This window comes from Paenibacillus etheri (assembly GCF_001012825.1).
Classification (GTDB): domain Bacteria; phylum Bacillota; class Bacilli; order Paenibacillales; family Paenibacillaceae; genus Paenibacillus_AQ; species Paenibacillus_AQ etheri.
This window is the reverse complement of record NZ_LCZJ02000018.1, coordinates 780,603-801,978: the sequence shown is the minus strand read 5'-3', so window position 1 is coordinate 801,978 and position 21,376 is coordinate 780,603. Positions and strand designations below refer to the sequence as shown.

Below are 21,376 nucleotides of genomic sequence, written 5' to 3'. Positions count from 1 at the left end.
AAACGCTCACCTAAGGACTCACCACCAATGAAACGGCTAGCTGTTCCCAGTTTACATGGGCCTGTAGACGTTCATTAACTTCTGCCAAAGTAATCGACTCATAGATAGGCAGAACTTCGAACAAGTCACCACCGCGGAACTGATAGCGTGTAAATTCATGTGCAATACTTTCAGGGGAGTTCAGCATGCGCAAATATCCGCCTATTTTCTTTTTCCGTGCCCGCTCGAAATCCTTCTCCGCAAAGCCAGACTTTAAGATTAGATCAACTTCTTCTTTAATTCGTTTTAAAAGCAAATCCGGATCCTTTGTATCCCCACCCATTGCAGAAAAAGCATATTGCGGAGAACTATTAAATTCATGTCCAAAGCTGTCCGAAATCAATTCCTCATCATATAGCTTTTGATACAATGCTGTGCTACTACCTACTAACAAATCGAGCATTAGCTTCGTTATCAGGTCGCGTTTCAGAGAAGCTTCACCCGTTAGATCTTCTACTTTTTCCTTGAAACCAAACATGATTTTTGGCATCGAGACGGCAAGCTTGCTTTCTAGCCGTTTTGTAGCGACTTGTTCGGGTTCATCTTCAAAAATACGCTTGATTTCACCCTGCTTGCCGTAGGTTTTACCCTTTTGGTTACTGCGAATCAAGGAGAATACTTTCTCCGGATCCACACCCCCAACCACGAACAACAACATATTGCTAGGATGATAAAAAGCGTTATAGCAAGTGTACAGCGTTTCTTTCGTGATCGTACTAATCGATTCTACCGTACCTGCAATGTCAATCCGAACCGGATGCTTCGAATACATCGCTTCAATAAGGCCAAAATACACGCGCCAGTCTGGATTATCAGCATACATATTGATTTCTTGTCCAATAATTCCCTTTTCCTTTTCTACATTCTCATCTGTAAAATAAGGTCTCTGAACAAAATCAACGAGTGTACTAAGGTTGGTCTCAATATTCTCAGTTGCTGAGAATAGATAAACCGTCTGGTCAAAGCTTGTAAACGCATTAGCCGAGGCACCATTTGAAGCGAAGGTAGCAAAAATATCGCCTTCTGGCTCTTCGAACATCTTGTGCTCTAAAAAGTGAGCTATACCATCAGGAGCAGTGGTCTCTTCTCCACCTGCGACATGAAAATGATTGTCAACGGAACCGTATTTAGTAGCAAATGTAGCATAGGTCTTTTTGAAGGTTGGTTTCGGCAGCACATATACCTGAAGCCCATTATCCATGACCTCGTGATAAATCGTCTCTTGAAGTCTGTCGTAATGAATTTGTTCCATCGTTATTCCTCCTTTCCTGTCAAAAAATAAATCGTATCCAGTTGAAAGGTTTCGGCAGCGGCTTTTACGTCTTCTGCACCGATTTGTTCTACCTGCCCCAATAGCTGATCCGCTGTCCGGTCTTTTCCTGACAACTGGCGGTTGAAATCGTAAGAGATCATTTCAAAAGCAGAATCCGGAATTTCAGAAAGCTGATTGCGGATCATGGCTTTAGTCTGGCTCAGTTCCAGATCACTGATATTGCCAGCTTTCATCTCTTCCAATTGCTTCTCTATAATGTCCACGGCTTTGCCGTAATTTTGCGTTTCGATGCCTGATTGAATCGTTCCAATGCCCTTATGCCCGTCATAACGAGACGAAGCATAATAAGCAAGGCTTGCCTTCTCACGTACGTTAACGAAAAGTTTAGAGTGTGGATACCCTCCTAATATGCCATTATACATAAGCGCGGACGCGTAGGAATCATCCTTATAAGTAATAGAGGTACGTAACCCCAGGTTCAACTTGCCCTGACTGACATCCAGCTTCTCTTCTACTGTCCGCACCTCATTAACCGATACAGGTACGAACTTAGAGCTATATAAGCCCACCTCAGACTGAATCCGGCCGAAATGACGCTGTACAAGTTTTTCTACTTCCTCCGCTGTTGTGTCTCCCACTACATAAAGATCAAGGATGGCATCATCCAGCCATGAATTATAGGATTCATACAAACTTTTCGGAGTGATTTGATCCAGATCCGCTCTTTGCCCCAGAGGGTGAAGACGGTATGGCTCGTTGCGGCACATTTCCTCAATGCAGCGTTCAGCGGCGTAACGTATCTTGTCATTTACGATGGACTCCAGCTTCTTGCGAACGGTTTCACGCTCCGTTGCAACATACGAAGGTCGGAAGCTGTTGTCTTCAACTAATGGACGAGTCAGTACTTCACCTAAGAAAGCGAAGGATTGTTCAAGTAAGCTCTCCTGGCTTTGTACGAAAGAGTCATTAATGGTATCCATGCGGAATTGAACGATTTGATAATCGCCTCTTTTATAAATATCAAACCCGAAACCAGCGCCATACAGTTCCTCCAAACGCTCGCGGAATTGCGTAGTCTCCGGGTAAGTCGCGGTACCTCTGCGAAGCACGAATGGTGCTAATGCGGTAGAGGTCACTGTATTCTCGTCAAGAGGAATACCCGCATAAAGTGAGATCGCGTAGGTCTTGAACGCCTTGGTTGGCATAACGTGAATGCGCAAGCCTCCAACGGTGCCATGCTGAAATACATTATTAGTCAAGTCCAAAACTCCTTTACAGCGTGGATAGTTGCTCTAAATCATGTTTATGAATTATTAACCATTCTAAACCATTCCAAAGTAAGGAAGCAACCGGAAGCCTCTTCCCGGTTGCTCTCTGAATTCTCTATCCTTCTTTTCTACATACAGAAAATATGCTGACCAATCGTCTTGACCTGAGGACGGGTCCAAATCCATTTAGAGGTCGCTGTCTTAGGATTGAAGTAATACAAACATCCTCCAGTTGGGTCCCAACCACTGAGTGCTTGCTCTACTGCCTTACGTGCTTGCTCATTCGGCTCCAGATAGATCTGACCATCGGCCACAGCTGTAAATGCTCTCGGTTGAAAAATAACGCCAGACGGTGTATTCGGGAAGCTAGGTGAATTCACCCGGTTTAAAATGACCGCAGCAACTGCGACCTGGCCTTCGAAAGGCTCACCTCTGGCTTCACCGTAAACGGCATTTGCCATGATCTTCAGATCATTTTCAGACAAGCCCAACGAATTACCTGAGGACAATCCTGCGGAATTCGACTTATTGGTCGTATTTGTTTTATTGCCAGTGTTATTCTGTGCTGTCTTATTTCCGGTTCCCGTGGAAGGCTCTGTCGGCTTCCAGTTCTTAGTTGCGTTATACAGCTTCAGCTTAGTTTTGGCACCTACAATGCCATCAGATTCCATTCCGAATTTCCATTGAAACCAGGTTACCGCATTCTTTGTTTTAGGCCCAAATTGACTGTCTATTTTTCCAGCATAATAACCTAAATGCTTTAAACGACCTTGCAATTCATAGACATCCTGACCCTTGGATCCAAGTTTTATAGTTGTAGTACTGAAAGCAGGCAAGACTTCCTCGTCAGGATTATTTAACTCGTGGACAAATGACGCAGCAGCACTTTGCTTGGTCTGAACAATGCCATTCCCCTTGAAAAACGTTCCTGCAAACGGCGCGGCAGCAAGCGCAAGAGTTAAAGCAGCAAATATCCACATCTTTTGTTTCTTCATAGGGTTCGCTCTACCTTTCTTTTGTAAGTTCTGCATGGATGGCTAAAGTTATTATGACGACTGTCAGTGCATCCTATGCATTACTAAAAAAGAAGACATAGCTTTTCATTGTAATTGAGAATAATTATCAACTATAATCGAAACAAGAAAACAATGGAGTTGATATTAATCATGAATTTAAAGGACCACATTTTACTGTGGAACCACGCATTAATAGAAATTATAGATATACGCCATACTTCTCAACATTTTAGTGATATGAATTCACAATAGTCCAAGTAACAGGCTCGCACATTTAGGGAAAAACTCCTTGAAAATAGTGGATATTCTCTGATAATGAATGGAATTAGGGAATTCCTCCCTAAAAATCAGGCCAATCCCTTTATTTCTTACCAAAATTAATAAATTATAGGGAGCTTTTCCCTAATTATAAGTCTGAGAACCAATAATCTCAGACTTTCAGGGAGAAATTCCCTAATTATTTTAATGAAGCTTCACTCGGAGCCTCATTCGTAACTTAACTAAAGCCATTATTTGAAGTGTCATTTACACTTCTTCAGCATGAGTAAGGGGCCGTCCCCAAGTAGTACAAACTACTTGGGGACGGCCCCTTTTTACATTCTATCGAATACTTAAACTGACTTGTCCAGCTTAAGAACTGATCTTGTTATGCTGATACTGCTCTAGTGACACAAGCACCTCACGCGGCTTGCTGCCCTCGTAAGGCCCTATTACCCCACGAGCCTCCATAGAGTCAATCAAACGGGCTGCACGGGTGTAACCAACCCTCATCCGGCGCTGTAGAAGCGAGACCGAAGCCTGCTTCGCTTCAAGCACGATCGTTACGGCCTGCTCATATAATTCATCCTGCGGCTCTTGGTCTTCAGCGATTGTGTCATCGACCTCTGGAACAATGGATTCATCATATTCTGCTTCCCCTTGACTGCTGACATATTGAACGATCGTCTCAACCTCCTCATCGCTCATAAAAGCACCCTGTACACGAATCGGTTTAGAAGCCCCCATCGGTAAGAACAGCATGTCCCCTCGACCTAACAGCTTCTCCGCACCTGGCATATCCAGAATGGTACGTGAGTCTACATTGGACGATACACCGAAAGCTATACGAGATGGAATATTAGCCTTAATCAAACCTGTAATAACATCTACAGAAGGACGCTGAGTAGCGATAATTAGATGAATACCTGCTGCACGCGCCATCTGAGCGAGACGACAGATGGCATCCTCAACATCGTTAGCGGCAACCATCATCAAATCCGCAAGCTCGTCCACAATAACAACGATATACGGAAGGATAGCAGCTGGGTTCTCAGCCATCAGCTTATTATAGCCTTCCATGTTGCGCGTTCCCGATTTAGAGAAGAGTTCATACCTTTTCTCCATTTCCACAACGATCTTCTTCAAGGCTAAGCTTGCCCGCTTCGGATCGGTAACCACTGGAGCTAAAAGATGGGGAATTCCGTTATAAACATTCAGTTCTACCATCTTAGGATCGACCATGAGGAATTTGACCTCATCAGGTTTCGCTTTGTATAAAATACTCGTTATTATCCCGTTAATACATACGGATTTACCAGAACCTGTTGCACCAGCTACCAATAGATGGGGCATCTTCGCTAAATTACCGATAATCGTCTGACCCGAAATATCACGTCCAAAAGCAATAGATAATCTGGATTCAGCTTCCTGAAAGATCTGTGTTTCCATAACTTCACGCATGGTAACAATAGACACTTCGGAATTTGGTACCTCTATCCCAATGGCTGATTTACCCGGAATTGGCGCTTCCATACGAATATCTTTGGCTGCAAGAGCAAGTGCAATGTCATCCGTCAGATTAACAATACGGCTAACCTTGACACCAATATCCGGCTGAATCTCATAACGTGTAACTGCCGGGCCTCTAACTACTTCAAGAACCTTTGCCCTTACACCAAAGCTCTCCAGTGTAGCTTCTAGCTTACGGGCGGTCTGCATATAATCATTCTGATCTCCCGCTTTGCCACTGTTGTTAGGTTTGGCCAGAAGACGGAAAGATGGCAGTTTATAAGGCTTTGGTGGAGGTGGTGCCGGTGGAGCAGGGATGATCTCACCATCAGGAGTAGCACTTAGCAATCCATCCAAGTCTATGGTCACATTCTCCCCAGACTCATTTGAAGGCTGTTGACTATCTGTATTCCCCCCAGTAACAGGAGCTTTGCCGGTAACGCCACGAGCCGCAGGAGAGAATTCACTCCATTCCTCCCGATCTTCCTCATTCAGCCCTTCTGAGCGGATATGCTCAAAGAAATCGCGAATAATTGGAGTCACAGGTTCGATATCCATATCTGCATCATCAAAATCATGATGGATATCCTCAAGTGGAGTCACACGATGATCTACTGAAAGCCCCGAAATGATCGGACCTTGCGAAGCACTTGTTACAATTGGACCTTGATCATCATCCTCAGAATCTGCTTCCGCCTCTGAACGGGTGGAGCCTGAGAACCAACCGGTTATTTTTTTCAATAGAACAGGTTGCTTGCGGTTAGGCAAATATCGATCGTCTTCTTCCTCATCCTCGTCATAGACAGGTTGCTGCTTCACTGGCCGAGTCTTTGCAGCTGCGGTTGCTTTGGAAGGTCTAGCCGCTACTGGGACTGCCTTCGGACGGTTTGCCGCATGAAGACGAATCCCTTCCACAAACTTAACCGTACGAACTCGCAAAAGAGTAATAATCTCCACATAGGAGAGGTTTGTAATTAACATAAAGCTGATGGCAAGCATGACGATCATGAGCAGCTTAGCTCCCAGACTACCAAAGAGCCACAACAGCGCAGCATACTCCAATCCGCCGATATATCCACCACTTATATCCTTACCCAGCATATAGACATTACTATGGTTAACACCGGGCGAAAGGGATCCCGAAAGATCATTATGTATTTGTGTCATCACATTGCCAGGATGGAGCATGGACAACGGGCCAAGCTTCTGCTCCATTGCAGAAATGGTGCTCATAAGGCACATGGATAGCAGAAGCAGAAGCACGCCTGTATGCCGACTGTTCCAAGAAGAAGGCCATCTTCGATGGATCATAACCATAAGACCATAAAAAATACCGACAAGCGGCAACACAAAATAAAATCTCCCTAATAAATAACCCGCCATACTTGAAAGTGATCGCCCTACCGCCGCTTCACCGGACAGAGCAATAACGGATATCGTTATTAGTAAAATTCCGTAAATTTCATATTTTAAAACGCTGCCGAGCAGCGCTTTTTTCTTTTTCTTTTTTCGTTTAGCCACGCCAGCCACCCCCGGAACAACATTATACCATATAATGGCGTGGCGTACCTATGTTCTCTTTTGTCAGAAAATGAATCTTTATGTTAACGTAATTATCGCTCCAGGAGAGTACGACGGATCCAAATATCGCTCCAAGGGACAATCCAGCAATCTTACTATGCGCGCGCGTCCTTCCTCCATCGGTTCAACCTGCATAAGCATCCCTTGAACACTTACTTCTCGCGTTGTAGCGTAATTATTAAATGCCCCCTCCCACACCTGATCCATCGACATTATCGTGTAGAGTGTCATTGCGTAAGCCCTCCCGAAATCGCTGCTGTAGGCGCTGCAGAGAAATCTCCACCAATCATGCGGTTAAGATGCGCTAAGGCAGCTCCGATCCCGCCCACCTCATCCATGAGACCATATTTAACGGCGTCTAAACCTCCAACGGCTGTTCCAATGTCGCGATTGAGCTCACCCGTCTTAAACATGAGGTCACGGAACTTTTCTTCAGATATCCGAGAATGAGAAGTAACGAATTTAACTACACGCTCCTGCATTTTTTCCATATATTCAAACGTCTGTGGCACTCCAATTACTAAACCATTCATACGAATCGGATGGATCGTCATTGTTGCACTTTCCGCAATAATTGAATACGTAGAGGATACAGCGATCGGAACGCCAATACTGTGGCCCCCTCCAATGACTACCGTTACCGTTGGTTTAGAGAGCGACGAAATCATTTCGGCAATCGCTAGCCCAGCTTCTACATCTCCACCAACAGTATTTAAAATAATAAGCAGACCTTTAATATTCTTATTCTGTTCAGCTGCCACCAGCTGGGGAATGATATGTTCGTATTTTGTCGTTTTGTTCTGAGGAGGCATTACAATATGGCCTTCAATCTGACCGATGATCGTTATGCAAAAGATATCCGGTTCTCCGGTAGGAACCGCTGTTTGTCCAAGCTCTTTAAGTGCACCCATTGTAGTGGGGGGCATATTCTCATTTGTACTTGGATTTCCCTCTTGTGGTGTAACTTCCTCATTCTTTGCTCCATTTGATCCATTCATGTAGTTCATATCCGCAGCTCTCCCTTTTCTTATGCAGCTCTGGTCTGCTATAGCCTTACTGACTTTCATTAGTATGACATTTCAGGGCCCCGCATTATGCAAACCTCTCCTCATGATGTGAATATAAACAATACAAAAACCCCTTTTCCCGTAGAAACCGTCCAATATTTCCGGGGAAAAGGGGCCAATGCCCAAGCTATATATTTTTTAAGGAGAATTCTCCTTACACTTCCATGATAATTGGCAAAATCATCGGTCTACGACGCGTTTGCTCATATAAGAAACGACCGAGTGAATCTTTTACGCTTGTTTTAAGCGAAGCCCACTCATTTACTTTCTCACTCATCAGGCGTTGCAGTGTACTGGAAACAATTCGGTTCGCTTCGTCAAGCAGTCCTTCGGACTCACGAACGTAAACGAAACCACGAGAAATGATGTCAGGTCCGGAGACAATCGCACCATTCTGTTTGCTTAGTGTAACCACGACAACTAGAATACCATCTTGAGACAGCAGCTTACGGTCACGCAATACGATATTACCTACATCACCTACACCTAGACCGTCAATCAATACGTTACCAGCCGTTACTTTACCAGCTTTACGAGCGGCACCGCCTTGAATTTCCACAATCTCACCGATTTCAGTGATGAAAATGTTCTGAGGCTCAACGCCAACGGATTCTGCCAAAAGCGCATGTTTGCGTTGCATACGGTATTCACCGTGAATTGGAATGAAATATTTTGGTTTCATCAGGTTAAGCATAAGCTTAAGCTCTTCCTGGCTACCGTGACCGGATACGTGAACGCCAGAATTGGAACCGCTATAAATTACGTTAGCGCCAAGGCGGAACAATTCATCGATGGTACGACCTACATATTTCTCATTACCTGGTACCGGTGTTGCTGCAATAATAACAGTATCACCTGGCAAGATATCTACTTTACGATGACTGGAACGTGCCATACGGGTCAATGCGGACATTGGCTCGCCTTGGCTGCCTGTGCAAAGAACAACGACACGGTTCGCTGCCATTCTGTTCATTTCTTCAGGTTCGATCAGCATACCGTCTGGTACGTTCAGATATCCAAGCTCTGAAGCGATGGATACAACGTTTACCATACTACGACCAATTACTGTAATCTTACGGCCTGTGGATTCTGCTGCATTAACCACTTGTTGAATACGGTGCACATTGGAAGCAAAAGTTGCTACAACGACACGTTGTTCAGCCTTGCGGAAAATGTCTTCCAGAACGATACCGACATTCTTCTCAGATGGAGTAAATCCTGGTTTCTCAGCATTCGTACTATCCGACAAAAGAGCAAGTACGCCCTTCTGACCAATTTCAGCCATCCGATGCAGATTTGCAAATTGACCGTTGACTGGAGTGTGGTCAAATTTGAAATCTCCCGTATGAACTACGTTACCTTCCGGTGTTTCTATGCACACACCAACGGAATCAGGAATACTGTGGTTGGTTCTGAAGAAAGTAACTTTGAGCGAACTTCCCAGTTGAATTTCTGAATCTTCATTGATCAGAATTCGTTTGGTGTCACCCAGCAAGTTTGCTTCCTTCAATTTGTTTTCTACAAGCCCTAATGTAAGTCTTGTTCCGTAAACCGGAACATTCAAGTTCTTCAGGACATATGGGAGACCACCGATGTGATCCTCGTGTCCGTGGGTAAGTACAATCCCTCTTACCTTGTCACGGTTCTCTGTCAAATAAGAGATATCAGGAATTACAATATCAATACCGAGCATATCTTCTTCCGGGAACTTCAGTCCCGAATCCACGACTACAATGTCAGCTCCATATTGAATGACATACATGTTTTTCCCGATTTCTCCGACTCCGCCCAATGCGAAAATCATCAATTTATCGTTGTTGTTTTTTTTGGACAAATGAATCTAACCCTCCTATGATGTTGGACGTCATACTTTTATTGGTAAATATTGAACTTCGATTATTTCAGCGGCGCTGAACACATTCTTCAAACAGCTGATAGCTTCCTTAATTAACAAGGATATTCCTGATATCTGTAAAATGCGCAATGCGAATGCTCCCGATTCCGGGCAGTAAAGTTCATATTGAAGCGGACAAATGCCGTCAAAATTCACCGTCGCGCCCCTCGCGCGAAGACATGTCAATCATTTATACAGACTCATCTTGGGACCTATCCTGTCTCACAATGTATAAACATTGACGGAAGATTACCGCATATTTAATTTTAACCGCACCCAGTCACTTAAGATCATTATACATGATTTTTTTGGCAAAAGACAAGTCACCCTATCTCGTATCCAAATTCTTTCCTTAATTGTGACCCATTATTTTAGCAAAATATTATAAACATAAAAACCGGCTCTCTGAAAGAGAAGCCGGTTTAAATACTGGAATATCACTGATCAGCACTTAGTGAAATAGTGCTTCAATAAAGACCCCCTCAGCTTCCGTAGGTGAAATAAGCGGCAATCTGACGCCTCCAACAGGCAGACCTCTCAGACTTAGAGCATATTTGACCGCTGAAGGATTCGGTAAAGGTTGTGGACATTCGAACAATCCTTTGAAAATTGGGAACAATTGCCGATGAATCTCTCCTGCTCGCTGAACGTTTCCGGAAGTGTATGCATAAATCATTTCTGACATCTGTGCACCTACCACATGACTAGCTACACTGATAATTCCGTATCCTCCAACGGCTAGACTAGCTAAGCCCGCAGAATCGTCACCAGTATATACGCGGAAGTCATCAGAACACGCAGAAGCGATAAGCGTTACTTGATCGACAGATGCACATTCTTTTGTCGCAACAATATTTGAAATTTTTGCAAGCCGAAGGGTTGTGTCCACGCTCATACTTACACCCGTGCGACCCGGAACATTATACAGCATGACTGGCAATGAAGTCTCCGAAGCAATCGCGGAGAAATGCTGATAGAGCCCTTCCTGATTAGGCTTATTGTAATAAGGAACGACCAATAACACGCCATCCACACCTATTTTCTCCGCTTCCTTCGTGAGGTGAATAGAGTGTTTCGTGTTATTACTTCCTGTTCCAGCGATAATTTTACAGCGACCATTCGCCTTCTCTAGTACAAAAGAAAACAGCTGCAGTTTCTCCTCATCACTTAACGTTGGAGATTCCCCAGTCGTGCCACAGACAACCAATGCCTCTGATTTCTGTTCCTCAATTAAATAATCGACAAGCTGTGAAGTTACATCCCAGTTGATTTCTCCATCCCCGTCAAAGGGGGTTACCATGGCTGTTATTAATCTTCCGAAATCCACGTTGAATTCCTCCTTGTCAGCGGTGCAATTCAAACATAGCATGCAGCGAACGCAGGGACTGCACCATATCCTCTTTCTTCACCAGCACCCAAATCGTTGTGTTCGAATCTGCGGATTGGAGAATCTGAATATTTTGTGAGCTAAGTGCCTCAACGATACGAGCCATAATACCAGGCACACCGTTAATTCCGCCCCCGATAACGGAAACTTTTGCGCAACCTGATAAACTCTTAGGACGCAAGCCCAATTGCTGGAGAACAGAGATGGCCTTTTCTGATTTGTCATCGAACACAGTATAAAGAGCTTCGGTAGGTGTTACATTAATAAAATCAACGCTTATTCCGTTGTCGGCCATACTTTTGAAAATTTGCAGTTGAACGCCCGTACCATTTCCGTCTGGACACTCCACAGAAATCTGTGTGACGTTGCTGACATAAGCAATCCCTGTCACGAAACGATCTACAATTCCACCAGACTGGATATCGTTGAATCCTTCAGGATTCGTAACCAGCGTACCCTCATTCTCAGAAAATGTTGAACGAACACGCACTGGAATTTGTGCCTGCATCGCAATCTCAACCGCACGTGGATGGATTACCTTTGCTCCTTGATGAGCCATATTACAAATTTCTGTATAACTAACATACGTTAGCGGTTTTGCATCTTCAACGATCCGTGGATCTGCTGTAAGAATACCATTAACATCTGTATAGATATCAACCATATCTGCATGAAGGGCAGCGCCCAGTGCAGTTGCAGAGGTGTCACTTCCACCCCGGCCCAAAGTCGTCAAATCACCAGCTTCAGTCTGTCCTTGGAACCCTGTCACTATAACTACTTTATCTTCACGCAGTTCGCGGAGAATACGTTCAGGACGTACATCTAGAATTCTTGCATTGCCATAGTTGCTATCTGTCATAAAACCAGCCTGAGCTCCCGTTAATACCGTAGAAGCAATCCCTTCATTCTCCAGCAGGCCACAAAGTGTTGTAGCAGAGATAATCTCACCACAGCACATCAAGAGATCCTTCTCACGCTCTGGGAGTGAATCTCCATTCTGCACGGCCCAATCCAGCAGAGTATCTGTTGCATAAGGTTCTCCGCGTCGACCCATAGCCGAAACAACAATGACCAGACTGTAGCCGCTAGCGAGCTCCCGTTTGACATTACGAATGACGTGCTCTCTAGCTTGCGGTGTTGAAAGTGATGTTCCTCCGAATTTTTGTACCAGAATACCCATGTATAATTCCTCCATTATTGTCAAAGCAAACACACTAATCGTTCGTAAACAGAACTCATTTTATTTCTAAATGAGATATTCCTTTACAGTACGTAAGCTTATTTCTTAAGTAATTTTCTTTTATTTTTAAAAAATGGTTGTACCGCCCTCGAAATGAGGACGGTAGCAGTAGTGCTTATTTTTGGGTAGCAACGATCTCAGCAATGGGTATAGCAAATCTTGGCTTTGAGCGTTAACGACCGCATAAGAAGTAACTCCGACCACGGCGGCATTTAACTTCTCATTGCTCATTTAGTGCATCTCCCCTTTTATTATCTGCAACTAGCTCCACCGATACGCCCTATTCTAGACGGAATGAAACTTTTCAATAATCATCGGCTGTAGTTGTTTACCTTGCAAAGCGGCATAGCAAGCTTCTGGGATAAGATCCATACGCGCTACTAACGAATTTGGTTTGCCCTCAGGGTTATCCTGTCCGAATGGCACAAAATAGATATGTTTGGCCACTAGAAGCTTTGCAATATTTGCTGCATTAAGACCTAACCCATCATTGGTAGATATCGCAAGAACAAGTGGACGTCCATTGCGCATCTGCGATTTTGCAGCCATGAGCACTGGACTATCGGTCATGGCATTTGCCAATTTACTCGTTGTATTTCCAGTACAAGGTGCTATCGTAAGCACATCCAGCAGCTTGGAGGGACCCAGCGGTTCCGCTTCAACAATTGTAGAAATGATATCATTACCTGTTATATCTTTCAACTGTTTTAGCCAATTTTGCGATGTTCCAAAGCGGGTGTCGGTGCCTAGTACGGATGCTGATACTATGGGTACTACGTTTGCTCCTCCATCTACGAAGCGTTGGATTTGCGGCATTACCTCCGCAAATGTGCAGTGAGATCCGGTAATCGCATACCCTACTGTTTTTCCGTGCCAATCCATTTTATTCGTCCCCCTTGATTAAAGCCTCGTCCGATATCGACTGAACCAGCGCATTTGCCATAATAATCCCAGCGCTTTTAGGAGCCACAATGCCAGGGAGTCCAGGTGCCAGCATCGCTTTAATTCCTCTTTTCTCAGCATAACGAAAGTCACATCCACCTGGAGCGGAAGCCAGGTCGACAATTAAGCAATTCGGTGAGATTCTTGAGAGTATTTGTGCGGTGATGACCATACTTGGAATCGTATTAAATATCAGATCGACTTCCGGTACGTGAACCAGCAGCTCACTGGTCATAAAAGGCTTCCAGCCCATTTCCTCAGCCCGTGCATAATGTTCTTGTTTTCTGACACCAACTTTTACATTAGCACCCAGTCCCTGTAGACTTCGAGCCATTGTAAATCCAGTTCTACCTAAACCAAGCACCATTGATTTCGAGCTATGAATCGTAAAATCCGTGTTCTGAATGGCCATTACAAGCGCCCCCTCCGCTGTCGGGATGGAGTTGTAGATGGCTACATCGTCACGATTAAGCAATTCAATTAACTTTAACGAATGCTTGGCGCACATGCCGCGTAAGTAGCTTTTGGCCATACCGCTATACACCAAACAATGGGGTGGCAGTGCAGCAAAATGTTCCTCCAAGAGCGTTAAGCGTTCAGAAGAAAATAGAGCACTGATATTCCCTTCATCATCACAACCAACCGTTGGCAACACTAATACATCTGCATTACTAAGCAGCTCTACCGTCATCTGTTCCAGGCTCACCCCTGGGCAAGGGGCTTCCCACTTATCGAACCCGGCAGCGCTTACCGTCGCATCCAATTCCACACATTTCCGAATCACTTCAAGCTGTCTCGCGTCCCCGCCCAGGAACACGATCCTGACGCCAGTAAGCATAGGGATGACGCTCCTTTCAACATACACTATCGACTATAGAGCATCTTATGCTGGGCATTCTTAATGGGTGAAAAGCGGAGAAGAATTACCATGCAGACTTAAAGGTGAAACTTATAAATTGTCATATTTGAACAAAAAAAGCTCGCAAATCATGCCGATTAGGCATAAATTCGCAAGCTTCTTAATGATTTGTATTATTTTCCAGTGTGACCGAAGCCTCCAGCACCGCGTTCAGTTTCGGATAAAGTATCTACTTCAACCAAAGTGACCACTGGTACTGCTTGAAATACCATTTGGGCAATTCGCTCATTACGAGCAATAGCAAATGGTTCCTGCCCTAGATTGATCAACAACACTTTGATCTCTCCACGATAATCAGCATCAATCGTTCCTGGTGTGTTCAAACACGTAATTCCATGCTTTAAGGCAAGTCCACTTCTTGGACGAATCTGAGCTTCTAATCCTTCTGGCATAGCTAGTGATATGCCTGTTGGAATTAATGCACGTTCTCCAGGTGCAAGCACGACTTCGCTTTCAACTGCGGCATAAAGATCATACCCGGAAGCCTGTTCTGACATTTTGCAAGGAAGATTAACATCCTCGTTTCCAGCTAGTTTATTGATTTGTACGTAATAAGACAAGATCATCTCTCCTAACATTTGCAATAGCTTTATCTGTTGAACCTACCATCGCTAAAGAAAGCGGCTCAGCAAACATATTATCAAGCACACTTTTGATATTGTCCATCGTTACTAACTGAATCTTGGCGATCATATCGTCTAATGTATTATGTTTTCCGAGCATAAGTTCATTTTTTCCAATCCGATTCATCCGGCTACTAGTACTTTCCAAGCTAAGAATAAGGCTGCCTTTAAGCTGCTCCTTGCCTTTTCTCAATTCATCTTCACTGAGGCCTTTAGTTGCTAATTCGTACATCATTTCTTTAATTAGCTCCATTACATCCTTAGTTTGCTTTGGTGCTGTTCCAGCATAGACCGTGAACAAACCAGAATCCGCTTGAGAACTGTGGTATGAGTATACAGAATAGGCTAGGCCACGTTTTTCACGAATCTCTTGGAACATCCGTGAGCTCATACCACCACCAATGGCGTTATTAATAAGCACCATAGCATATTGCAAAGGATCGCCAGAACGGACCCCTGGTAAGGAAAGACAGATATGATTCTGTTCTGTTTTCTTGCGGTGGAACAACAATTCCCCATAATAATCCGGTGGAGTCAGCGGCGCAGATGTACCATGATTAGCAAAAGAACCAAAATGCTGCTCCAGCAGCTCGATCAGTCCATCGCTGATGTTGCCGGCTACACTAATTACCGTATTCTCAATCGTATACTGCTCCTTCATGTAGGCTCGAAGATCATCTGGCTTCATCTCCATTAGCCGTTCCTTTAAGCCAAGGATAGAATACGCAAGCGGATGATCCTTATAAGCAGCAGCACACATCAAATCATGCACAAGATCATCTGGTGTGTCCTCGCACATAGAAATTTCCTCAAGAATGACGTTCTTTTCTTTCTCCAGCTCTTCAGCATCCATACGTGAACGGAAGAACATATCCGCTAACACGTCAACTGCGATAGGCAGATGCTCGTCCAGAACTTTTGCATAATAGCAAGTATATTCCTTAGAGGTAAACGCATTTACATTGCCGCCAATAGCATCGAACTGCTCGGCTATATCCTTAGCACTATATCGGTCTGTGCCTTTAAAAAGCATATGCTCTACAAAATGTGATATCCCGTTGTTTTCAGGGTTTTCATTGCGCGAACCTGTCTTTACCCAGATTCCGAAAGAAACCGACCGGCCTGTCGGAATTTTCTCCATCACTACTCGTAATCCATTGGATAATACTATTTTTTCCACTTCGAGTCCTCCTGGCAATAGCCATGTTCTATCTAAATTAATACATGTGCCTATAATCCTACCAGAAATAGATCACTCACTCAACATCAGAGGGGATTAGACGCTCCGCTGACAGCGTTTGGCTAACAGTACCTAGCTGTAACCCTTTTGCCTTAATCCCGCGTATCATAGCCTTTAGCGCCTTGGAGGATGAGGCAGTAGGATGCATTAAAACAAGTGTTCCGGGTTCAGCTTTACTTGTGATTTTGGCAACTATAGATTCAGGAGAAGGATTGCGCCAATCCACCGTATCTACAGTCCACAATACGGTCTTTAAGCCCAAGCTGCTAGCGATTTCTACTGTCTCTTGATCGAAATCACCAGATGGAGGCGCGAACCATTTATTAGTGACTCCAAGTGATTCCTTTAACAGCTTTTGCGTTTTCTCAATTTCTACGGTAGCCCGTGCTCGACTTAATGAACTCATATTGGGGTGGGTATAGGCGTGATTCTCCATCTCATGACCACGCTTTAGCATTTCTGTAGCAAGCTCCGGATTCTTACTCAACCAACTTCCATCTAGAAAAAAAGTAACTTTTACGTTCTCTTCATCCAAAACATCCAGCATTGGAACAATGTACTGATTCCCCCAAGCCACATTAATCATTAGTGATGCCATCGGTTTCGCCGGATTTCCACGATATATGGGCTCTGCTCCCAGTTCATTAAGCGATACTTTTGGCTCAATCTGCCGGAACACAAACTTAATGGGTTCTTTTGGCGCCAAAAGAGCATTCCGATAGGTACTCTCTACATCAACCTCAAGACCGTTATAGCCCGGAATGGCTTTCCACACCCGGTCAACCACTGCATCCACTGGAGGTGCATTAAGCTTGGCAGCGGCGGTCTCAATCCGCAGACGAAGATCATTGTTCACTGCCTTAGGGATGTCCATCCACACCGCAAGATCATCCTGCGGCTTCAATTGCGCAAGCATATCCTTGACCGGCCCCTGTGTGCTACCAATCCCTATCACGATTGCTACACAAGCAACCACAAATGCCACCTTTTCCGTCTTCATGACGACTTCCTCCCCGGTAGAAACGAATTTCAGGTTCGTTCCACACGATTACAAAGACACTTTGTCCCAATCTATGAGACAAGGGAGGAAATTATGTCATGAACAGATACAAGACTAATAGTAGAAATGCTTGTTACAGGCTTCCAACTTCGTTCATATAAAAAAAGAGCCAGAACGCAAATCGCTTCTGTCTCTTTTAATAATGATATTCGAACCCTTTAGTAAAGGTATTACTTAGATCAAACTTACGCTTTAGCGCCAGTTTCCGAAGTCAACACCGCTTTACGAGACAGGTTAACCCGGCCTTGTGGATCGATCTCGGTAACTTTAACGGTAATGGTGTCACCAATAGCAACAACATCTTCTACCTTAGCTACACGCTCAGTGGACAATTGGGAAATGTGTACCAATCCGTCTTTACCCGGAATAAGTTCAACAAATGCACCAAATTTCTCAATACGTCTAACTGTACCCACATAGATTTCTCCGACTTGTACTTCACGCACAAGACCTTCGATAATCGAACGAGCCTTTTGGATCATTTCTTCATCTGAAGAACCGATAAAGACACGGCCATCTTGTTCGATGTCGATTTTTACGCCGGTTTCTTCAATAATTTTATTGATAATCTTACCACCAGCACCGATAACATCACGGATTTTGTCCGGATTGATGTTGATAATAATGATTTTTGGAGCATATTTGGACAGATTAGGTCTTGGCGCAGAGATCGCTTCATTCATTTTGTTCAAGATGAACAGACGGCCTTCTTTAGCCTGCTGAAGTGCATCCTGAAGAATGTTGCGGTCGATACCGGCAATCTTAATGTCCATTTGAATAGCTGTAACACCTTCTGCTGTACCAGCTACCTTGAAGTCCATATCTCCGAGATGATCTTCCATACCTTGAATATCTGTCAGGATGGAGACATGCTCTCCGTCTTTGATCAGACCCATTGCTACTCCAGCTACCGGTGCTTTGATTGGCACACCAGCGTCCATCATAGCCAGAATGCTGGCACAGATACTTGCCTGGGAAGTAGAACCGTTAGATTCAATGGCTTCTGATACTAGACGAATCGTGTACGGGAATTCAGTTTCACTAGGAATAACCTTGGATAATGCACGTTCTCCAAGTGCTCCGTGACCAATTTCACGGCGTCCTGGTGCTCTAAGCGGACGAGCTTCCCCTACGCTGAACGGCGGGAAGTTGTAATGGTGCATGAAACGTTTCGTTTCAGTAGGATCGATTCCGTCGAGAATTTGCACATCACCTAGTGCTCCAAGAGTACAAACGCTAAGGATTTGTGTTTGTCCACGTGTAAACAGACCGGAACCGTGCGTACGCGGCAACAGGCTTGTATCACATTCAATCGGACGGATTTCATCAAGTTTACGTCCATCTGGACGAACCTTATCATGCGTGATTAAACGTCTTACTTCATCCTTCACGATATCATGTAGGACTTCTTTAACATCTTTGAGAAGCTCCGGTGCTTCTATGTACTTCTCTACGAAGTACGCAACCGCTTCATCATTAACGACATCAATCGCTTCCTGACGCGCATGTTTTTCAACAATTTTAACGGCATCCACCAGACGAGCCTCAGCAAATGCACGGACCTCAGCATTCACATCAGCATTCACTGCATGCAGCTTCACAGCCATTTTTTCTTTACCAGCCACTTTGACCAGTTCTTCAATGGTTGCAACGATCTTGCGGATTTCATCATGACCGAACATAATCGCTTCGAGCATCACATCTTCCGTTACTTCGTTTGCTTCTGCTTCAACCATCATGATTGCGTCCTTCGTTCCAGCAACCACTACATAAACATCACTGATTGCTTGCTGAGACATATCTGGATTAATCACAAACTCTCCATTAATCCGACCTACAGCAACGCCGCCGATTGGTCCATCAAAAGGCACATCGGAAATACTAAGTGCAGCTGAAGTACCGATCATAGCAGCAATATCTGGTGCGCAGTCCTGATCCACACTCATTACCAAGTTCAATACCTGAACATCGTTACGAAATCCTTCGGGGAACAGTGGTCTGATTGGACGGTCTGTCAAACGGCTTGACAGAATCGCTTTCTCACTCGGTCTACCTTCCCGTTTAATAAATCCGCCAGGAATTTTACCTACCGCATATAATCTTTCCTCATAGTTAACTGTAAGCGGGAAAAAATCCAGATCCTTAGGCTCTTTCGAAGCCGTAACGGTACATAATACCGAAGTATCCCCATAACGCACCATAACGGCTGCGTTTGCTTGTTTAGCTAGGCGGCCCGTTTCCAGCACAAGGCGTCTTCCGCCTAGCTGCATTTCTACACGTTTTTCCATAAATACCTCCTTGAATAGTAGTAGACCCGCAGTCAAATACAGCAGGTTCACATATCGATCTAATGAATCGGAAAGGCTTGTCCCTAAGCTAAAAACGCCTTCGGCGTCCTTATAAGGACGGTAGCGTTTATGCGAGAATTATAAGGATAAAGTATAGCATGAAACTTATACTTTCTTATAATTTAAGGTATGTAGCCTGTTCTGTATGCATATAAGAAGAAACGGCTAAGTCTTACAGATGTTGTAAAGTGGCCGTTTTTACGAATAATCTCATCAGTCTTGCTATAAAGTTTTCCCCAAATTTTCAAAAAGCAACCCAGCTGTCCCGCTGTCGCTCCGAGAAGGACATACGGTATACAACCAGGCTGCTTTAAGGGTTATCTTATGGAAAATTAACGACGCAATCCCAGTCTTTCGATCAGGGCGCTGTAACGTCTGATGTCTTTGTTTTTCAAATACGCCAGAAGTTTACGACGTTGTCCAACCATTTTCAACAATCCACGACGGGAGTGATGATCTTTCTTGTGCGTACGCAAGTGGTCAGTCAAATTAACGATGTTCTCCGTTAGGATAGCAACTTGCACCTCAGGGGATCCAGTATCGGATTCGTGAGTTTTGTGCTCGTCGATCAATTGATGTTTACGTTCTTGAGTTAATGCCATCCTGTTCACCTCCTTCAATATAATCGCCACTAGCCTCGTCACCGTCGGTGAGAACGTGCAACCAAGCTAAGGTTATGATGCTGTAAGCCAGCAACGTTTATTAGTATAGCATCTCCATTAACAAAAGTAAACGGCTTGGCCGGGATGACTATAGATTATAGCCCATTATCTTCTTAGCAGTTTCTGCATCCTCACCGATTTGAGTGATCAATGCACCAATGGATTCGAATTTTCGCTCAGGACGAATGAAAGATACTAATTCTACCTTGAGCTCTTGATCATACAAATCACCATCAAAGTCAAACAGATGAACCTCAAAGCTTGGAGTCAATACACCCTCATGAAAGGTAGGTTTAACGCCCACATTCATGACCCCGTACAAAACTTTATCCTTATAAAAGACTCGGACCGCATATACACCTTTTGTCGGAATGACAAAATGAGCACTGAGTTTCAAATTCGCCGTTGGAAAACCAATTGTGCGACCTCTCTTCTCACCATGACCCACTTCGCCACGCAGATAATAGCAACGTCCGAACCAGGAGTTTGCCAGCTCTAAATTCCCGTTTTGGAGACTTTTGCGAATACCGGAGCTGCTAACCTTTTCACCTTCCAGCAGAAAAGGTGGAGCAACCTCCACATTCATAACACCTTCACCCAGCTTGCGAAGCATCTCAACATCGCCTTCACCTTGATAACCAAAACGAAAGTCAAAGCCGACAACTGCAGTTACAATATGTAGCGGCAAAAGCATAACAGAGACAAAATTCTGAGGACTCACACGGGAAAGCTGCTCGTTAAATTCAATAACATATAAGATATCGACACCCATACTAGCAAGAATCTCCTGCTTCTCTACGGGTGGCGTCAAGTACCCTTCATAATCACCCTTACCCATAACATCTTTAGGATGGGGATGAAATGTAAGGACTGCGGCCGGCACACCTTGTTTACGGGCTAGGGCCACAGCGGATGTAATGACGCTAGCATGTCCACGATGCAATCCGTCAAACTGCCCTAGAGCAGCCACTTGAGGCTGAGCCCACTCTGCAGCAGTCTCCGGAGACATCGGATAGGTTAACGTTACGGTTCTCACGCTGTTTCTCACCT

18 protein-coding genes are annotated in these 21,376 nt (G+C 44.4%); all 18 read right to left on the bottom strand.

Annotated features, from left to right (window positions below; all coding sequences use genetic code 11):
* Positions 1–10 precede the first annotated feature (10 nt).
* The 18 genes from yfmH to UQ64_RS09120 all read right to left on the bottom strand — a co-directional run bounded on the left by yfmH (position 11) and on the right by UQ64_RS09120 (position 21,362).
* Entirely contained in the window at positions 11–1,291 is a 1,281-nt protein-coding gene (gene yfmH, locus UQ64_RS09200) for an EF-P 5-aminopentanol modification-associated protein YfmH (protein WP_060623109.1), read from the bottom strand.
* A 2-nt stretch (positions 1,292–1,293) separates the two neighbouring features.
* A complete protein-coding gene (gene yfmF, locus UQ64_RS09195; RefSeq protein WP_060623107.1) occupies positions 1,294–2,571 on the bottom strand; it encodes an EF-P 5-aminopentanol modification-associated protein YfmF in 1,278 nt (425 codons plus the stop codon).
* Between the two features lie 137 nt (positions 2,572–2,708).
* The gene (gene sleB / locus UQ64_RS09190) at positions 2,709–3,575 is read right to left on the bottom strand and encodes a spore cortex-lytic enzyme (protein WP_060623282.1); all 867 of its coding nucleotides are present in this window, start codon (positions 3,573–3,575) and stop codon (positions 2,709–2,711) included.
* Positions 3,576–4,226: 651 nt separating this feature from the next.
* Positions 4,227–6,884 (bottom strand): FtsK/SpoIIIE family DNA translocase, encoded by a 2,658-nt coding sequence (locus tag UQ64_RS09185; protein ID WP_060623105.1) that lies wholly within the window; start codon positions 6,882–6,884, stop codon positions 4,227–4,229.
* A gap of 78 nt (positions 6,885–6,962) precedes the next feature.
* Positions 6,963–7,175, bottom strand: coding sequence for a YlzJ-like family protein (locus UQ64_RS09180; RefSeq protein WP_060623103.1), 213 nt, complete (start codon positions 7,173–7,175; stop codon positions 6,963–6,965).
* A complete protein-coding gene (locus UQ64_RS09175) occupies positions 7,172–7,942 on the bottom strand; it encodes a ClpP family protease (protein WP_082651051.1) in 771 nt (256 codons plus the stop codon). Before UQ64_RS09175 ends, UQ64_RS09180 begins: the two co-directional genes overlap by 4 nt.
* 223 nt (positions 7,943–8,165) lie before the next feature.
* Positions 8,166–9,845 (bottom strand): ribonuclease J, encoded by a 1,680-nt coding sequence (locus tag UQ64_RS09170; RefSeq protein WP_060623100.1) that lies wholly within the window; start codon positions 9,843–9,845, stop codon positions 8,166–8,168.
* Between the two features lie 511 nt (positions 9,846–10,356).
* On the bottom strand, positions 10,357–11,232 hold the full coding sequence (gene dapA / locus UQ64_RS09165) for a 4-hydroxy-tetrahydrodipicolinate synthase (protein ID WP_060623099.1): 876 nt from the start codon (positions 11,230–11,232) through the stop codon (positions 10,357–10,359).
* Between the two features lie 16 nt (positions 11,233–11,248).
* Positions 11,249–12,472, bottom strand: coding sequence for an aspartate kinase (gene dapG, locus UQ64_RS09160; RefSeq protein WP_042189405.1), 1,224 nt, complete (start codon positions 12,470–12,472; stop codon positions 11,249–11,251).
* Positions 12,473–12,598: 126 nt separating this feature from the next.
* On the bottom strand, positions 12,599–12,763 hold the full coding sequence (locus UQ64_RS30740; RefSeq protein ID WP_156417495.1) for a hypothetical protein: 165 nt from the start codon (positions 12,761–12,763) through the stop codon (positions 12,599–12,601).
* 54 nt (positions 12,764–12,817) lie between these two features.
* Complete coding sequence (locus UQ64_RS09155; protein WP_042189406.1) at positions 12,818–13,414, bottom strand: dipicolinate synthase subunit B; 597 nt, start codon at positions 13,412–13,414, stop codon at positions 12,818–12,820.
* Between the two features lies 1 nt (position 13,415).
* Positions 13,416–14,312: a dipicolinate synthase subunit DpsA gene (gene dpsA / locus UQ64_RS09150; RefSeq protein WP_060623098.1), complete on the bottom strand. Its 897-nt coding sequence runs from the start codon at positions 14,310–14,312 to the stop codon at positions 13,416–13,418.
* Positions 14,313–14,506: 194 nt separating this feature from the next.
* Entirely contained in the window at positions 14,507–14,953 is a 447-nt protein-coding gene (dut, locus tag UQ64_RS09145; protein WP_209445737.1) for a dUTP diphosphatase, read from the bottom strand.
* Positions 14,928–16,196, bottom strand: coding sequence for a M16 family metallopeptidase (locus UQ64_RS09140; protein ID WP_060623096.1), 1,269 nt, complete (start codon positions 16,194–16,196; stop codon positions 14,928–14,930). The genes dut and UQ64_RS09140 overlap by 26 nt, the downstream gene beginning before the upstream one ends.
* Positions 16,197–16,272: 76 nt before the next feature.
* A complete protein-coding gene (locus UQ64_RS09135; RefSeq protein WP_060623095.1) occupies positions 16,273–17,256 on the bottom strand; it encodes a polysaccharide deacetylase family protein in 984 nt (327 codons plus the stop codon).
* Between the two features lie 245 nt (positions 17,257–17,501).
* Complete coding sequence (pnp, locus tag UQ64_RS09130) at positions 17,502–19,604, bottom strand: polyribonucleotide nucleotidyltransferase (RefSeq protein WP_060623094.1); 2,103 nt, start codon at positions 19,602–19,604, stop codon at positions 17,502–17,504.
* A 392-nt stretch (positions 19,605–19,996) separates the two neighbouring features.
* On the bottom strand, positions 19,997–20,266 hold the full coding sequence (gene rpsO, locus UQ64_RS09125) for a 30S ribosomal protein S15 (RefSeq protein WP_036656390.1): 270 nt from the start codon (positions 20,264–20,266) through the stop codon (positions 19,997–19,999).
* A 148-nt stretch (positions 20,267–20,414) separates the two neighbouring features.
* Entirely contained in the window at positions 20,415–21,362 is a 948-nt protein-coding gene (locus UQ64_RS09120; RefSeq protein WP_060623093.1) for a bifunctional riboflavin kinase/FAD synthetase, read from the bottom strand.
* Positions 21,363–21,376 lie beyond the last annotated feature (14 nt).